Source organism: Pseudomonas sp. UBA4194 (assembly GCF_002379585.1).
In the GTDB taxonomy this organism is placed as follows: Bacteria; Pseudomonadota; Gammaproteobacteria; order Pseudomonadales; family Pseudomonadaceae; genus Aquipseudomonas.
In genome coordinates this window covers 32,489-47,446 of record NZ_DFUE01000043.1, presented here as the reverse complement: position 1 = coordinate 47,446, position 14,958 = coordinate 32,489, and the positions used below count along the sequence as shown (strand labels likewise).

The following is a 14,958-nucleotide window of genomic DNA, read 5'->3' as shown; positions in this document are numbered from 1 at the left end:
GTGTAGAGAAATGCAGATGAAACATTTGATCGGTGGAATTTCCAGCGGCGGCCGCGCTTTGCCGGAAATCGGTGGCCAGGCCTTCAGCGTCGGCCGTTCCGAGGGCCCCTGGCTGTGGGACGAGCAGGGCGTGCGCTACGTCGATACGGCGATGGGGTTCGGTGCGACCATGTTGGGCCATGCCGAGCCTGCGGTGGTCGCCGCCACCAGTGCAGCGCTGTGCAACGGTCCGATGCCGTCGTTTGCCCATGCCGACGAGGAGGGTGCCGCAGCGGCGCTGGCGGGTTTCACTGGCGATCTCAGCCAGGTGATCTTCGTCAACACCGGCAGTGAAGCGGTGCACCTGGCCTGCCGCACCGCGCGAGTGGCCACCGGACGGGGGCGCATCGTCAAGTTCGCTGCCGGTTACGACGGTTGGTATGACGCGGTCGCCTTCGGCAACGCCGGCCACCCCACAGCGCTCATGGCGGATACTCGACGGCCCGAGCAGGACGGCATGCTGCTGTTGCGCTACAACGATTTTGCCGACGCCGAGCAGTTGTTCCGCGATTACCGCGATATCGCCGCCGTGGTGGTGGAGCCGGTGCTGGCCAACGCCGGCTGTATAGAGCCTGCGCCCGGCTATCTGAAACACCTCAGCGATCTGGCTCACGCCAACGGCGCGTTGGTGATCCTCGACGAGGTGCTGATGGGGCTGCGGCTGCATGCCGGTCTGAGCGGCACTCTGTTGGGCGCCGAAGCGGATCTGGCCACCGTCGGCAAGGCCATCGGCAGCGGCGTGCCCGTCGCTGCGCTGGTAGGCAAGCCCGAGTACATGACGCTGTTCGAGCAGGGCAAGATCATCCGCGCTGGTACTTACAGCGGCGCGCCACCGGCGTGCGCGGCCGTGCTGGCGACGTTGAAACAGTTGGCGGGCGCAGACTACACCTCGTTATTGGCGCGGGGTGACAGGCTGCGGGCCGACCTTGTCGCGGCCTTTGCGCAAAAGGGCATCGCAGTGAGCACCAGCGGTTACGGCTCGGTGTTCACCTTGTGGCCTTGCGCCGTGGCACCGCGCAACTATGCCGAAGCCGCGCAAGTGGCCGACAGTGACTGGACCCTCGCCTTGCACAAAGCCTTGCGGCGCCATGGAGTGATGACCATGCCTTTCGCCTTTGGCCGGGTTTACCTGACCTTCGCCCATGACGACGCGGCCTTGCAGGCGTTGCTCGACGGCTACAAAGCGGCAATCGCTTCGCTGTGAGGCAAGTGGGCCGCCTGGAACCGATCATGGACGAAATGCGCCAGGCGCCGGGTGTTGAGCAGGGCGTGCTCGGGCATCAGCAAGGCCAGTTCGATGCTTGGCAGTTCCGGGAATGGCTCGCCGCGTAAAATCCGCCAACCCGGCGGCACCACGGATGCAGGCAGCACAGTCACCGCCGTGCCCAGACGTACAGCATGCATCACCCCCGGCAAATGGGAGGACGAGCTGACGACCCGCCACGGCGTGCCAAGGCGGTCCAATGCTTCGATGATCTGCGGCCGTGCCCGGCAGCTCTCGGTGAACAACGACAAGGGCAAGGTGCGTTGCTGCTCGGGAAAGTGCCCCGGCGCGGCGCACCACAGCATCGGCTCGCAGCGCAGCAGTTCGCCCTGTCGCTTGGCGTTGGCGCGAGTGATGATGGCGATGTCGATGCTGCCTTCGGCAATCATGGCTTCCAGGCGCGAGGAGAAATCGCAGATGATTTCTACCTGCAGATGCGGATGGCGCTGAGTGAAAGCCTGCATCAGCTCGCAGCCCAGGGTTTCGAGGTAATCGTCTGGCATGCCGATACGAATGCGCGTGGCCTCCTGGCCGCACTCCAGCGCCGCCAGTGCCTCATCTTCGAGCATCTGGATGCGGCGTGCGTAACCGATCAGGCGCTCGCCGTGTTCGGTCAAGGTCACACCGCGCCGTGAGCGGTCCAGCAATTTACGGCCTACTCTGGCCTCCAGCCGACCGAGCATCAGGCTCACGGCGGCTTGAGTCTTGCCGATTCGCTCGCCGGCAGCGGTAAAACCACCGCAATCGATGACCGCAACGAAAGCAGCAAGACAATCTGTGTCTAGATGGCGCATGGGAAAGGGTACCTCGATGAAAAGACAGCGTACCCACGCCCTCATGCACATTCCATTCCGACCACTCCCCCACACCTACGCCGCAACCCCAACCATGTAGCAGCGGCGTAAGCCGCGTCCCACTCCCCCCAAGCCCCCCACACCTAAGCCGATCCCACAACCGGTACCACCTCAGAAGTAATAACCGATGTTCAGATTGGTACGGTAGTACCAATCGTTGCTGCCTACCGAGGAAGTGCTTGTCCAGCCTGTGCCGTTCTCTGCGCCGCCATAGGGGTTGGCATTCCTGGCCCAGGTCAGGTCGACCCAGGCCATGATCGGCATGGCTATGAACTGCGCGCCGAACGTGAACATCTGTGAGTCGTCCCAGCCGCTCTTGTCTTTCATCATGCGGCTGTAGTCGGTGTACAGCTTGACCTTCTTCAACTGGCCGAGGTTGGGGGTGAAGATGTCATAGCCCACGTTCACCGCCGCCAGGGTCGCTTTGGCCGCGATCAGGTAGGCTGGCGTCAGGCCGTTACCCCCCATCAGCACCGAATCGTCGCTCACACCGTTGGGGTTCTTCGGATCGAACTCGTAGCGAATGCCTTGCGCAGTGACGGTCCACGGGCCCTTATTGATGACGGTGTGGACGCCGCCCGCCCAGTAGCTGCCGTTGTCATCGGTGGTCTCGTTGTAGAGCTGCGAGGCGGCCAGCGAGGCGCCGATCTCGGTCTTCCAGTCGCCACTGGCGAAGGTACGGGCGACGCGGGCATTGACCTGATTGCGCTTCTCGTTGTCTTGGCGAGACTGGGTGAAGGCGATGGCGTTTTCCTTGAGGTCGGCGTAGCGACCGATTTCACCGGAATAGCGGACGCCAATGGGTGACATGCGCGGGAAATAACCCAGTTGCACATCCCATTCCTTGTCCTTGTAGGTGTACTTCAAACCTGAGCCCGAGCTGACGCCGTAGCCCATGAAGAAGGGGATATGGAAGCTCCAGCCGAACTGGGGATAGGGTTCCACGCCGAAAGGCTTGAATGGCAAGCCCAGCTGCACGCTGGAGTTGGGCGTGAAGTTGTAGCCGGCGTAACCACGGTCGATGGAGCGCTTGTTCTCGTCGTAGAACCAGTAGTTGACGTCGACAAAGGCCTTTTTGTAACTCGCCTTGAGGTCCAGGCGGAACGTGTCGAACAGCCAGCGAGTGTCGTTCTCTGTGGTATCCCAATGTTCGTCGCGCCAGTTGGCACGCAGCGCGCCGCCCAGGTCGAAAGACGCGTCGCCATCTGCACTGCGCCACGCAATGTGCGGTACCGGTTTCTTCGCGACCGGCCGTGCATCCGGGGTGGTAGGGCCCGGTTCGGCCATGGTGACGGCGCTGCATGCCAAGAGCCCCAGCCCCAACATGAATTTGTTCATCTCGACCTCACTTGCAAGTTGGTAGTGCACTAAGTGATCGGCCACAGTTGCCTGCACGCTCTATATTGAACGTTGTGCGAATCCGGCACTGTTGCTCGCTTAAAGTTAAGTGTTGTTTCGTGGGTGGTACGTTGTTTTTTCTACGGTTCGTCCTAGAGATAGCAGAAACTATGCCAAACACATCGAGCGACGCCTCTAAAAATAAATGTGAGGCTGATCAATTATTTATATGCGAAACATGTTTTTTTGTACCGCCAGTGAAACTGCGCGTCGACTGCATTACTCAAGTGCACACTGTGTGGGCGAAACAGGAGCAATCGGGAACTAATAAGTGCGCGGTAGTGTTTCACGTATGAACTGTGTTTCGACGTATATGAAAAATACGGCAAAAAAAAGCCGACGAAGCGTCGGCCATGAAATCACGGGTAGCGTGGTTCAGAGATCCAGCACCAGGCGTCGACTTTTACAGCCCGATACGCAGACCATCATGGACGTATTGGCGGCACGTTCGGCCTTGGTCAATACGCCGTCGCGATGGTCAATGTCGCCGTCCAGCACTCTGGTTTCGCAGGAGCCACACACCCCTTCGCGGCAGCTGTAATCGATATCGCAGCCCGCTTCGAGCAATACGTCCAACAGATTGAGCCCCGCGTCTACCGACAGCGTCTTCCCGGACCTCTTGAGCTCCACGTCGTAGCAGGTCTGTGCATCGGCCGCTGGCGGGACCTCGGCGGCGGTGAAGCGCTCGATATGAGCGTGTGGATAACCCAAGCGCTCACAGGTGCTTTCGAAGGCATCGAGCATGGGGGTCGGGCCGCAGCAGTAGAAGTGCGTGTCGGCGGGTTGGCCTGCCAGATACTCGGCCAGATCCGGCGCACGATCCTTCTCGTCGTTGAAGTGGTAAAGCACTTTGGCATTGACGCCGCTGAGCTCTTCCAGCAACGCCGCTTCCTTGCGTGAGCGAGCGCAGTAGATCAGCTCTGCGGATTTCCCCAACGCAAGCAGTTGGCGGAACATGCAGTAGATCGGCGTGATACCGATGCCACCGGCCACGAGCACGCTGTGGGACGCTTCGCTGTCGAGCTTGAAGTTATTGCGCGGCTGCGAGATACGCAGGGTGGTGCCCACCCGTAGCTGCCCGTGCACATACTCCGAGCCGCCACGGCTTTTGCGGTCGCGCAGGATGCCGACCACGTAGCGGCCCTGGTCGCTCGGCGAATTCAATAGCGAATAGCTTCGCACCAGCCCATTGGGCAGATGCAGGTCGATGTGCGAACCGGCTTCGAACGGTGCGAATACGGTGTCGCCATAGGGGCGTAACTCAACGCTCATGATGCCTTCGGCTTCATGGCGCAAGGTGTGCACCAAGGCCGTGATCTGAGGGGCACTGGTCATGCTCATTTCTCCAGGGCAGTGCGCAGGTCGATATCGAGGCGGGCGCTGGCCTCGATCTCGACTCGCAGTTCAGGAAACACCAGGCCCTTTACCTCCACCAGGGTGGACGTGGGATAGCAGGCGAATCCTTCGAAGAAGTCCCGCCGGGCCCGGCCGACTTCATTCTTGTCGGCGATATGGGTGAGATACACCGTCAATCGGTAGAGATTACCGATGTGTCCGCCGGCGGCTTCGACCAGGTCGCGGATCTTGCCCAGCACCACCAAGGTCTGCTCATAAGCGCCCAGTGGAGTGCCATTTTCCGCGGCTTGCCGGGTTGCAGGATGGCCGGTCATGCCAGACATCAGCACGTCGTTTCCGATCAGCAATGCGTTGGACCAGGTAGCACTGGGCAATTCACTCACGGTCTGGGCCCTGACTCGTTGCACAGGGGCTTTCATGACAGTTGCCGGGCTTCGATCAAGGCCAGCTGTTCCTTGGCCTTGCTCTTCAGGTAGCGGCGAATTCGCACCACGCCCAGGTCATGCTGGTACAGGTTCTCGCGCTGGTTGGCATCAGGCTCCATGAATTCCAGGAGCACTCGATCCTGTTCCAGTACCGCCCAGTGGCGTGCCTCCAGGCGGTTCTTGTAGAGAAAACGCCAGGTATCGCGTTGCCAGCCTGTCAGTGGCCGCGCACGCCAGTGGAACACGGCACTGAGCTGTGGGCTGCTGGGTGTATAGCTGCCGATGATGGTGAAGTTGCCGCCCGGGCCACCGGTCTTCGGATAGGGGATTTCCAGCCGTAGCCAGTGGCAGCCATTGTCGACGAACTCGGTCCAATCGAAGTTGACCCCGCGCTGGCCCTCTTTCTCGAAGAAAAACCCTTGATCGGTATCGCGGGTCACGAACCTGGCAGTGGCTTCGCCTTCGCTCATCGAGTGGGACATCTTGTGCAGGTAGGTACCGTGCATGGGGTCCATGACGTTGTCGATGACATAGCGGTAATCACCTTTCCACTCGGTGTAGCAGAGGAAGTGACTCCACTCCGGCGAGGTGAGCTGCTCAGGCAACTCCAGTTCCGGTGGCGTTTCCAGGTGCGGGTCGGTCGCGTTGAACAGGAAGATGGCGCCGGCCACTTCCCGGGTGTGGAACATGCGCGTCGGGCGGCTGCCCTCCAGTTTGCAACCTGGGCTGCCGGGCACGCGGGTCACGGTGCCGTCGTGGCGAACTTCCACGCCGTGGTAGGGGCATTGCAGGCGGTCGCCCAGTACCGGACCTTGAGACAGCGGTGCGCCGCGGTGCGGGCAGTGGTCTTCGAGGGCATGCACGGTGCCGTCGTTGTCGCGCCACAGGGCAATCTTGTAGCCCAGGCGGCGAATCGACATCGGCTTGTCAGCCAGCAGCGCGCCGGGCAATACCGGAAACCAGAGGTCCTTCAGGCCATTGGCAAGTACGTTCTCAACAGGGTCAACGGTCAGTTGCATATTCATTATCAGTCTCCGCGGCTCAGGCGCCGAGTTTGGCCATCAAGGTGCTGTAGGTCTCTGGCGTCCATTGGCCGGCATTGAGGGGGCAGGGCGGGCCGGCCATGTTCAGGTGATCGAGCAGGCTGGGCAGATCGTATTTGCCGGCACCGAAGGCGCGCTCGATGGAATCGCCCAGCAGGTCTTCGAACGGTGTGTTCGGGCGCAGGCGGGTCTGATGGGTTTCGTTGTAGGGTTCGCTCATTTCACTGGCCTCCGTTACGCACCCGTTCGCGGATCATTTCGCGCACCGGGATGAAGTCATAGGTGGGGTAACACTCGGTGCTGAACACGCCCCAGGCGGAGCGCTCCAGCTCGACATTCAATGTGGGCAGCAGCGCCGGGGGCAGGCGCAAGGTGACGATCTGGCCCAGCCCCATGGCCACGGTCCAGCTCACCACTTCCACACCTTCCACGGGAAAACGCTCCCACCAGTCCATGGTTTTCATATGGGCCTGGATCTGCTCCAGGTTCTTGGACTGATCGTGCTTGAGCAGCACGGTCAGCAGCAGGCTGTCGGGGCTGTTCATGGTTTGGGCTTGTCGGTGAGGAATTTGCCCTGGGGAGCTTCGACGTTGTGCTGGCGGCGGGTATTGCCGTCGATGCCCCCGGCGATCGCCCACTCGGCGAACACGGTCGGGCCCGGCTCGAATTCGCGTGGTTGCCACTCGCCGGTCAGTTGATCTTCGTCGGCGTAGTACTCCACCAGCGCGCCTGCCGGGTTCTTGAAGTACCAGAAGAACGCCGAGGACACCGGGTGACGGCCCGGTCCTATTTCCGTCGTCCAGCCGCTGCGGGAAATATGCATGCCGCCGCCGAACACCTCATGCACGTCGCGCACGGTGAAAGCCACATGGTTGAGGCCGGCCCGCGGGGCAGGCAACTGCAGCATGAACAGGTCGTGATGGCCGCCTTCCTCGGCGGTGCGCAGGAAAGCGCCACGGTTGGGGTACCGGTCCGAGGCCTGGAAGCCGAAACGTTCGTGGTAGAACGCCTCACAGGCGTTGACGTCGGTCACGAAGAACACCACGTGACCGACCTCGATGGGGGTGGCGCGCTCGTACACCGGTGCAGGCTTGTTGATGCGGCCTTTGGTTTGCCAAGTGTTGTGACCGCTGCATTCGACCTCCAGTGCACGCTTGCGCGTCACCTGGAGTCGGATGGCCAGCCCGTTGGGGTCGGTGCAGCCAATGCGCTCGGCACTTTCGATGAACCCGGGATCATTGGCGATGCGTTGGCTGTACAGCGCGAGGTCGGCCGGGGTTTCCACGCCCCACACGACTTCGCGAATGGTCGAGCCGGCCTCGATGGCCGGCGGCAGCCCAGCCTTGTTCAGGTCGGCCAGCACTACCCGGCAACCGTTGAGGGTCTCGAAGATGATCTGGTCGGGCTGTTCACTGACTTTGCTCAGTCCCCAGTCGCTGAAGAACCGCACGCAGGTGTCGAGGTCTTCGACGCCGTAGGTGACTTCATCGATGCCTAGAACGCTCATGACTGTACCTCTGTGTGCTCGCGGGCCCAGGCCAGCGGCTGTTCGTTCATGCCCCAATAGAGGCTTTTCTGTTCCATGTACTGCAAAATCCCCAGCCGGCCTTTCTCGCGGCCCAGACCGCTGTCACGCCACCCGCCGAAGGGAGTGGAAATGGAGAACTGCTTGTAGGTGTTGATCCACACGGTGCCGGCCTGAATCTTGCGGCCCAGCGTCCAGGCACGTTTGTAGTCGCGGCTCCAGATGCCCGCGGCGAGGGCGTACAGGCTGTCGTTGGCCTGCTCGATCAGTTCGGCCTCGTCGTCGAACGGCATGGCCACCAGCACCGGCCCGAAGATTTCTTCCTGACAGGTCTGCTGGCGGTTGCTCAAGCCTTCGATGATGGTGGGCGGGAAGAAGAAACCTTTGTCGTAGTCGCCACCGGACGGCCGCTGACCGCCCAGGCGCAAGCGACCACCTTCGGCCAGGCCCAGGGCAACGTAACGCTCGACCGACTCGCGATGGGCGGCACTGATCAACGGACCCATCTGGGTGCTTTCGTCGGCCGGGTCGCCGAGACGAATCTGCGCGGCGGCGGCCGTCAGGCGAGCCAGGAACGGTTCGTACAAGGCGCGGGCCACAAACAGCCTGGAGCCGGCAATGCAGGCTTCCCCGGACGAGCTGAAGATGCCATAGAGCACGCCAGCCACAGCGTGGTCCAGGTCGGCGTCGTCGAGCACGATGGTCGGTGACTTGCCGCCAAGTTCCAGCGACACCGGCATCATCTTCTCTGCGGCAATGTGGGCGATGTGCTTGCCGGTACGCGTGCCGCCAGTGAAGGAAACACGCTTGACCAACGGGTGCTGCGTGAGCGCATCGCCCAGCACCGAGCCTTTGCCTGGCAGCACGCTGATCAAACCTTTGGGAAGCCCGGCTTCTTCGCAGATGCGCGCCAGTTGCAAGGCCAGCAGCGGCGTGATTTCGGCGGGCTTGATGACCACCGCATTACCGGCCGCCAACGCCGGAGCGACTTTCTGGGCTTCGCTGGCGATAGGCGAATTCCAAGGCGTGATGGCCGCCACCACGCCCATGGGCTCATACACGCTCATGGTGACGAAGTCGCCCCGGGATGGGGTGATGGTTTCCTCCAGGGTTTCGCAGGCGGCCGCGAAGAACTGGAAAGTGCCGGCCGCGCTGGCCACCAGGGCGCGGGTTTCGCCAATCGGCTTGCCATTGTCCTGACGCTGCAACTGCGCCAGTTCTTCGGCTTGTTCACGTATCAACTGGGCGATGCGGTACAGCACGCTGGCCCGCTCGTGGGGTTTGCGCTGCGCCCAGCCGCTGTGCAGGAAGGCCTGATGGGCCCCTTGCACCGCTTCTTCGACGTCCTCCAGGCTGGCGGCGTTGAGCCAAGCCACCGGTTCGCCGGTAGCCGGGTAATGGCTGGCGTAGCGATCGCCGCGCCCCAGGCGCCATTGCCCAGCGATGCACAGCGGTAAAGTTTGCTCGGTAGTCATCTGACTTCCCCTGAATCAACAGCCCTAGATGGAAATGGCATGGGCGTGGTTACCCAAGGCGCGCACCACGCTGTAAACGGTCAGCGCACTGGTCTTGGGATTGGCCAGCAGCGGCTTGCCGCGCAGGCTCAGTTCAAAACGGCCGAAGGCGCCGCGGGCTTCGTACTGGTGCACGTTTTCGTCACTCGACGGATCGGCGATCAGCGTCACCTGGGTGCGGTCCAGGCCCAACCCGGCCAATGACAAGGTGGCAGCCACGTTGGCGTTCTTCGGGTACAACCGCGCCGCCTCCCGAGCGCTGCCCTGAAAGATGACGGTCGCCTCGGTGATCGTGTCCAGGTCGCAGGCCAGTTCACCGGGCGTATTTTTCCAGGCTGTGGCCGGTTTGCGCCCGGTGTAGCTCACCGCGTCCAGACCACCGACCTTGGCCGCCGACAACGCGTCGATGCCGCCGATGGCACCCGGCAGCAGCTCGATCCGGGTATTGCCACGCTGCGCCGCCGCCTCCAGGCGTTCTACCAGGCCCACCTCGGACAGAGCCCCTACCGAGACGATCAGGCAGGCGATGCCTCGCTCCAGCGCCGGCAGGACGTGCTCTTCGATGGCGCGATGGCCTGCGCACTCGACCAGCAGATCGGGACGAGCATCGGCGGGCAACGCGGTCAGCACCTGCGGGGGTTGCTTGAAGCTGGCCAGGCGCTGGCGCACCAGGTCTTCCGAGCCGGCCGAGGCGATCACGTAGTCGACGCGTAGCTGGGGGTCCTGCTCCAGCAGTTCCAGCACGCCGACGCCGATGGCGCCGCAACCGATCATGGTGATATGCAGCATGATGCGATCCTCAGGCTGTAGCCTTCTGGGCTTTGGTTTCGCTGTTGGGCGGGCCGGCGAACTGAGTGGCAAAGCCGCCGACGGCGAGCATGTCCACTTCGAGCAGGAAAGGCCCCGGCTGGCTCATGGCACTGTCCAGCGTTGCGCCGAAGTCCTTGAGGTCGCTGACCAGGCCGTGGCGGATGCCCATGGACTCGGCCAGTTGCGTGTAATCCGGTGTGTGCAGTTCCACGTACGCATGTCGCGCGCCGTAGATCGCGTCCTGAATGTTGCGGATCACGCCATAGCGCTGGTCGTTCATCAGCAGGATCACGACGTTGGCTTTCTCCTGCACCAAGGTGGCCAGCTCACCCAGGTTGAGGATGAAGCCACCGTCACCGGCCAAGGCGAACACCTTGCGCTGGGGGTCATATTCGGCCGCGGCGATACCGGCGCCGATACCCATGGCCAACCCCTGGCCGATACCGCCGCCGAGGGCATGCACACCTGATTGGGGGTGGTACAGATCAAGCAGGCGGTTGCCCCAGATGCTGTTGGACAAGGTCACATCACGCACCCAACTGAAGTTGCGCCCGGTCAGTGCCTGCAGCTGTTCGACCATCGCCGAGTAGGGGCCCAGGTCGGCGGTCAGTTGGGCACGGGCCTTGGCGCGCACTTCCTTGAGCTCGTCCAGAAACTGCGGGTCGGCCTGCAAGCGGCCCTGGAGTCGGTCGGCCAGGCCGTCCAGGCTCAGTGCCGAGTCCCCGCACACGAACATGTCGCTGGGGTAGCTGCGGCCTTCGATGGCTGGGTTGGCGTCGATACGCAGGGTGTTGGCCGGTAGCTTCAGGGCGTATTTGAACGTTTCATTGCTGCGCAAACGCGAGCCGGCAATCAGCAGGGCGTCGCAGCTCTGCATGAACGTTTCCACCAGGCGGTTCTGTGAGAACGCGCCCAGGCAGCGTTCGTCGTCTTCATTGACCACGCCGCGGCCCTGAGTGGAGGTGATGACACCTACGCCCATGGCCAGCAGACGCTTGACCGCAGCGCCGGCGTGGCGGGCACCGCCGCCCAGCCACAGCAGCGGGCGCCTGGCATTGGCCAGGCGGTTGGCCATGGCGTCCAGCGCGTCTTCGGCGGGCACCGCCACTGGCACGGGCAGTGGCGAAAGGTCGGTGGGCATGGTGATGAAGGTGGACTGGATATCGATCGGAATTTCCACGCTGACAGGGCCGGTCGGCGCGGTCAGCGCGGTTTGCACGGCCAGCTTCAGGGTACTCAGCGCGGTTTCCACGCTACGCACGCGGAAGGCGGCCTTGGACACCGCCTTGAGCATGGTCAACTGGTCGCGGGCTTCGTGAATGTAGGCGAACTCTTGGTCCAGGTAGGGTGTCTCGATCTGTCCGGTGATGTGCAGCAGCGGTGTGCCGGCGGTCAGGGCTTCGACCATGGCGCCGGCCGCGTTGCCTGCGGCGGTGCCGGTAGAGGTCAGGCACACGCCCAGGCCACCGGTGGTCCGGGCATAGGCATCGGCCATGTTGGTAGCCCCGGCTTCACCGCGCGCCATGACGAAGCGGATGTTGCCGCGCACCGCAAAGGCGTCGAGGATCGGCATGTTGTGGATGGAAATCACGCCGAAGGCGGCCTTGACTTCACATTGTTCGAGAAACGCCGTGATGGCGGCGCCGACGGTCACTTGGTTGTCATTACGCATGGCGGGACAGGCCTCCAGATACATCGATATGGCTGCCCGTGGTGTAAGCCGACAATGGCGAAGCCAGGAAAAGGATCGCTTGCGCCGCTTCGATCGGCAGGCCCAGGCGACCCAGGGGAATGTGTTTGCGCTGCGCCAGTTGGGCGGTCCATTGCGACCAGTCCAGCTCGCGCTCTTCGCGGGCTTCGAAGCGTCGGCGCCATTGACCCGACTCCACCAGCCCGATGAGGATGCCGTTGACCCGGATGTGCTTGGGCGCGAACTCGTAGGCCATCGAGCGCACCAGGTTCTTGAGCCCGGCGCGGGCGGCGGAGGTGGCGACCATATGGGGCTCTGGCTGGCTGGCCAGCAGTGAGTTGACGCAGACGATCGACGCGTTGGCGGTCATTTCGAGCTGGGCCATGAACGCGCGCACCGGGTAGATCACCGAGAAGAACTTGAGGTTGAGCTCTTCGCTCCAGTCCTGGTCGCGGGTGTCGGCGAAAGTCGATACGCGACCCTGGCCGGCGTTGTTGATCAGTACCTGAGCCGGTCCGAATGCGTCGGCACTGGCGCGGGCGAAGGCTGCCACCGATTCGGCGTTCAACACGTCGCATGCCTGGGCCAACAGTGCAGCCTCAGGGAAGCGCTGGCGCAAGGCTGCTTCGGTCGCACGCAGGCGTTCGGGATTGCGTGCGCAGAAGGCGACCTTGGCACCGGCCTCGAGCAGCAGTTCGACGCAGGCCAGGCCGATGCCAGATGAGCCACCCGTGACGATCACCGTGCTGCCGTGCAGTTGATAAAGGCTCATGTCAGTCCCTCATCAGCGCGGTGACGCGGCTGTGTCCATGGCTTGGGGTGTAGTTGAGCAGGCGCGACAACTCATCGGCGCTACGACGCACCTGGTGCAGCAGCTCCTCGAAATTGACGTGGCCGATCTGGGTAGTCGGAATGGTCACGCCCAGTGCCGCGACGATACTGCCGCTGTGGTCGCGTACCGGGGCGGCGACAGTGGAGATGGTCGATTCGAAAAAACCCTCGCCCCTGACGAAGCCGCGCTGGCGGTCGTTCTGCACTAGGTCGAACAGGTCCAGCACCGTGCGCGGGGTGCAGGGTGAATGTTGCTCCAGGTGTTCCTCGGGATACAGCTCGCGCAGTTCGGCCAGCGACAGGTCTTCCAGCAGGATGCGGCCCAGCACGGTGGCATGTGCCGGGAGCCGGGTACCGACGTTGACCGCGCTGGAGAACACCGAAGGCGGCGACACCTTGGCCACGTAGACGATTGAGCGCCCATCGCGTACCACCAGGTTGCTGGGGTAATTGAGTTTGTCGCACAGACGGGCGAGCAGTGGCTGGCCCAGTTCGGTCAACTCTAGCGATGCCAGATACTCGAAGCCCAGGCGCAGCACCGACATGCCCAAGCGATATTCATTGCCGCTGCGGGTCACGAACCCCATGGTTTCCAGCGTCGTCAGCAGGCGAAAGATGGTCGAGCGCGGCAGCTCCAGGCGCCGGGCCAGTTCCGGGGCGGTGAGCGTACGGTTCTGCCGGCTGAATTCGCACAGCAGCAGAAGGCCTCGCTCCAGCCCTGGCACGATGTATTTGTCCTGTGCGTCTTTGCTCTGGTCTGAATCATTCATTGAGCAGTACCTGTCTGTGTTTGCTGCAGGGCGTGGGCCAGGCGGCCGGCGACCAGCAGGGGTTGTTCGATGGGGCTGGCGTGCCCGGCGTCGGGAATCAGGTTGAACGGCGCGCACAGGGCCTTGGCCAGGCTCAGGCAGTCCTGCGGCGCGGTGATCGAATCGGCTTCGCCGCAGTGCACTTCGCAGGGCATGCTCAGTGGCCCATGGCGCAGCAAATCGTCATCACAGAGCAACTCCACGGCCTGGCGGTAGCCGCCGGGGTTGAGTCGGCTCATGTTCCAGCGCACCCAAGCCAGGGCTTGAGCCGAGGGGCGTGGCGAGAGCATGTAGGTGCTGCGTTGCTCGGCCATCTGGGCGATGCCCAGTTGTTCCAGCGCCTGCAGACGCCGATGGCGTACTTGCGAGCGTTGCAGCGCGTGTTCGCAAGCGCCGTAGCCACGTGCCGGGCTGATAAGCACCACGCGCGCAACTCGCGATGGCTGCGCTCGAGCGAAGGCGGCGGCGGTGAGGGCGCCCAGGGAATGGCCGACCAGCACGCACTGGTCAATCTCCAGTGCGTCCAGGGTCTGGCCCAGGCGTCGGGCGTAATCTTCGGCCTTGGGTTGCGCCTGGGGCAATGGTGCTGAGTCGCCATAGCCGGGCGCATCCCAGGCCACTACTTTGGCGTGGGCACCGAGTTGCAACGCTACCTGCAGCCAGGACGCCGCCCCCGAGCCGATGCCGTGCAGCAGCACGATGGCAGTGCCCTGACCAATGATGCGCACGGCCTGCGCGCCGTGCTCGAGCGTCAAGGTGTGCTGGGCAAAATGCCTGGCCAACTGCTGCTCGAGTTCGTCTGTGAGGCCTGTGGCAAGTGGATGGGTAGCGTGCATCATGGGCTTATCCGCGTTTGATCGAGGCCAGGGGATGCTCTGGCGGGTAGGTCGGGGTTACGGGCTTCTTGGCGCCGAGCATCACGCACATCAGGGCATCTTCGTCGCCGATGTTGATTTCCTCGCGGTAAACGCCTGGCGGTACCGAAATCACATCACGGTCGGTGAGGATGGTTTCATAGCGCTCGCCGTCCTTTTCGATGACCACCTTGAGCTTGCCGCGCAGCACGAAGAACACTTCCTCGACGTCGGTGTGCAGGTGGGGCGGGCCTTCGTGGCCGGCCGGGATCACCATGGTGGAGAAGGTGAAGTTCTCCGATGGAATGGTGTTCATGTCAGTGCTGACGCCTGTCCCGCCGGTGCCGATGTAACGCATCTGGGCGCGACGGAACTTGGGGTCGTAGTCGGCCTGGAACTTCAACGCGTTCCAGTCGTACTTTCGGGTTTCATAGCGTGCGACACGGCTTTGCATCCAGTCGGCGAGGCTGGCGCCTGCAGGGCGTTCCCAGCTTTTCGGGGCTTCTTGTTGAGCGGCTAGATCGGTCATGGCGGTCTCCAGGTGCT

Annotated in this window: 16 protein-coding genes; 1 reads left to right on the top strand and 15 read right to left on the bottom strand. The window is 62.9% G+C overall.

Annotated elements, in window-relative coordinates; all coding sequences use genetic code 11:
* Positions 1-16: 16 nt before the first annotated feature.
* Positions 17-1,243 (top strand): aspartate aminotransferase family protein, encoded by a 1,227-nt coding sequence (locus B3397_RS11520; RefSeq protein ID WP_296250077.1) that lies wholly within the window; start codon positions 17-19, stop codon positions 1,241-1,243.
* On the opposite strand, the gene B3397_RS11515 is transcribed toward B3397_RS11520, so the two are convergent.
* The 15 genes from B3397_RS11515 to B3397_RS11445 form a co-directional block, all read right to left on the bottom strand.
* Entirely contained in the window at positions 1,216-2,097 is an 882-nt protein-coding gene (locus B3397_RS11515) for a LysR substrate-binding domain-containing protein (protein WP_296250073.1), read from the bottom strand. The genes B3397_RS11520 and B3397_RS11515 overlap by 28 nt on opposite strands.
* 171 nt (positions 2,098-2,268) lie before the next feature.
* Positions 2,269-3,495 (bottom strand): hypothetical protein, encoded by a 1,227-nt coding sequence (locus B3397_RS11510; protein WP_296250071.1) that lies wholly within the window; start codon positions 3,493-3,495, stop codon positions 2,269-2,271.
* A 435-nt stretch (positions 3,496-3,930) separates the two neighbouring features.
* Positions 3,931-4,890 carry a PDR/VanB family oxidoreductase gene (locus B3397_RS11505; RefSeq protein ID WP_296250069.1) on the bottom strand — a complete coding sequence of 320 codons (960 nt, stop codon included), beginning with the start codon at positions 4,888-4,890 and terminating at the stop codon, positions 3,931-3,933.
* 2 nt (positions 4,891-4,892) lie between these two features.
* Complete coding sequence (locus tag B3397_RS11500) at positions 4,893-5,330, bottom strand: Rid family hydrolase (protein ID WP_296250066.1); 438 nt, start codon at positions 5,328-5,330, stop codon at positions 4,893-4,895.
* Positions 5,327-6,361, bottom strand: a complete 1,035-nt coding sequence (locus tag B3397_RS11495) for an aromatic ring-hydroxylating oxygenase subunit alpha (RefSeq protein ID WP_296250064.1) — start codon at positions 6,359-6,361, stop codon at positions 5,327-5,329. The genes B3397_RS11500 and B3397_RS11495 overlap by 4 nt, the downstream gene beginning before the upstream one ends.
* A 16-nt stretch (positions 6,362-6,377) precedes the next feature.
* Positions 6,378-6,599: a recombinase-like helix-turn-helix domain-containing protein gene (locus B3397_RS11490; RefSeq protein WP_296250062.1), complete on the bottom strand. Its 222-nt coding sequence runs from the start codon at positions 6,597-6,599 to the stop codon at positions 6,378-6,380.
* A 1-nt stretch (position 6,600) separates the two neighbouring features.
* Positions 6,601-6,924 (bottom strand): hypothetical protein, encoded by a 324-nt coding sequence (locus tag B3397_RS11485; RefSeq protein WP_296250060.1) that lies wholly within the window; start codon positions 6,922-6,924, stop codon positions 6,601-6,603.
* Entirely contained in the window at positions 6,921-7,886 is a 966-nt protein-coding gene (locus tag B3397_RS11480; RefSeq protein ID WP_296250058.1) for a VOC family protein, read from the bottom strand. Before B3397_RS11480 ends, B3397_RS11485 begins: the two co-directional genes overlap by 4 nt.
* Positions 7,883-9,379 carry an aldehyde dehydrogenase gene (locus B3397_RS11475; protein WP_296250056.1) on the bottom strand — a complete coding sequence of 499 codons (1,497 nt, stop codon included), beginning with the start codon at positions 9,377-9,379 and terminating at the stop codon, positions 7,883-7,885. The genes B3397_RS11480 and B3397_RS11475 overlap by 4 nt, the downstream gene beginning before the upstream one ends.
* Positions 9,380-9,403: 24 nt before the next feature.
* Positions 9,404-10,207 carry an aspartate dehydrogenase gene (locus B3397_RS11470; protein WP_296250054.1) on the bottom strand — a complete coding sequence of 268 codons (804 nt, stop codon included), beginning with the start codon at positions 10,205-10,207 and terminating at the stop codon, positions 9,404-9,406.
* Between the two features lie 10 nt (positions 10,208-10,217).
* Positions 10,218-11,900, bottom strand: a complete 1,683-nt coding sequence (locus tag B3397_RS11465; RefSeq protein ID WP_296250053.1) for a thiamine pyrophosphate-binding protein — start codon at positions 11,898-11,900, stop codon at positions 10,218-10,220.
* Positions 11,893-12,690 (bottom strand): SDR family oxidoreductase, encoded by a 798-nt coding sequence (locus B3397_RS11460; RefSeq protein ID WP_296250052.1) that lies wholly within the window; start codon positions 12,688-12,690, stop codon positions 11,893-11,895. The genes B3397_RS11465 and B3397_RS11460 overlap by 8 nt, the downstream gene beginning before the upstream one ends.
* A gap of 1 nt (position 12,691) precedes the next feature.
* Entirely contained in the window at positions 12,692-13,519 is an 828-nt protein-coding gene (locus B3397_RS11455) for an IclR family transcriptional regulator (RefSeq protein WP_296250051.1), read from the bottom strand.
* Positions 13,516-14,397, bottom strand: a complete 882-nt coding sequence (locus tag B3397_RS11450; RefSeq protein ID WP_296250049.1) for an alpha/beta fold hydrolase — start codon at positions 14,395-14,397, stop codon at positions 13,516-13,518. Before B3397_RS11450 ends, B3397_RS11455 begins: the two co-directional genes overlap by 4 nt.
* A gap of 4 nt (positions 14,398-14,401) precedes the next feature.
* Positions 14,402-14,941 carry a cupin domain-containing protein gene (locus B3397_RS11445; protein WP_296250047.1) on the bottom strand — a complete coding sequence of 180 codons (540 nt, stop codon included), beginning with the start codon at positions 14,939-14,941 and terminating at the stop codon, positions 14,402-14,404.
* Positions 14,942-14,958: the final 17 nt, after the last annotated feature.

Excerpts from the sequence above, each read along its gene's own strand:
- B3397_RS11520 (WP_296250077.1), top strand. The coding sequence starts at position 17 with ATGAAACATTTGATCGGTGGAATTTCCAGCGGCGGCCGCGCTTTGCCG.
- B3397_RS11515 (WP_296250073.1), bottom strand. The coding sequence starts at position 2,097 with ATGCGCCATCTAGACACAGATTGTCTTGCTGCTTTCGTTGCGGTCATC.
- B3397_RS11510 (WP_296250071.1), bottom strand. The coding sequence starts at position 3,495 with ATGAACAAATTCATGTTGGGGCTGGGGCTCTTGGCATGCAGCGCCGTC.
- B3397_RS11505 (WP_296250069.1), bottom strand. The coding sequence starts at position 4,890 with ATGACCAGTGCCCCTCAGATCACGGCCTTGGTGCACACCTTGCGCCAT.
- B3397_RS11500 (WP_296250066.1), bottom strand. The coding sequence starts at position 5,330 with ATGAAAGCCCCTGTGCAACGAGTCAGGGCCCAGACCGTGAGTGAATTG.
- B3397_RS11495 (WP_296250064.1), bottom strand. The coding sequence starts at position 6,361 with ATGAATATGCAACTGACCGTTGACCCTGTTGAGAACGTACTTGCCAAT.
- B3397_RS11490 (WP_296250062.1), bottom strand. The coding sequence starts at position 6,599 with ATGAGCGAACCCTACAACGAAACCCATCAGACCCGCCTGCGCCCGAAC.
- B3397_RS11485 (WP_296250060.1), bottom strand. The coding sequence starts at position 6,924 with ATGAACAGCCCCGACAGCCTGCTGCTGACCGTGCTGCTCAAGCACGAT.
- B3397_RS11480 (WP_296250058.1), bottom strand. The coding sequence starts at position 7,886 with ATGAGCGTTCTAGGCATCGATGAAGTCACCTACGGCGTCGAAGACCTC.
- B3397_RS11475 (WP_296250056.1), bottom strand. The coding sequence starts at position 9,379 with ATGACTACCGAGCAAACTTTACCGCTGTGCATCGCTGGGCAATGGCGC.
- B3397_RS11470 (WP_296250054.1), bottom strand. The coding sequence starts at position 10,207 with ATGCTGCATATCACCATGATCGGTTGCGGCGCCATCGGCGTCGGCGTG.
- B3397_RS11465 (WP_296250053.1), bottom strand. The coding sequence starts at position 11,900 with ATGCGTAATGACAACCAAGTGACCGTCGGCGCCGCCATCACGGCGTTT.
- B3397_RS11460 (WP_296250052.1), bottom strand. The coding sequence starts at position 12,690 with ATGAGCCTTTATCAACTGCACGGCAGCACGGTGATCGTCACGGGTGGC.
- B3397_RS11455 (WP_296250051.1), bottom strand. The coding sequence starts at position 13,519 with ATGAATGATTCAGACCAGAGCAAAGACGCACAGGACAAATACATCGTG.
- B3397_RS11450 (WP_296250049.1), bottom strand. The coding sequence starts at position 14,397 with ATGATGCACGCTACCCATCCACTTGCCACAGGCCTCACAGACGAACTC.
- B3397_RS11445 (WP_296250047.1), bottom strand. The coding sequence starts at position 14,941 with ATGACCGATCTAGCCGCTCAACAAGAAGCCCCGAAAAGCTGGGAACGC.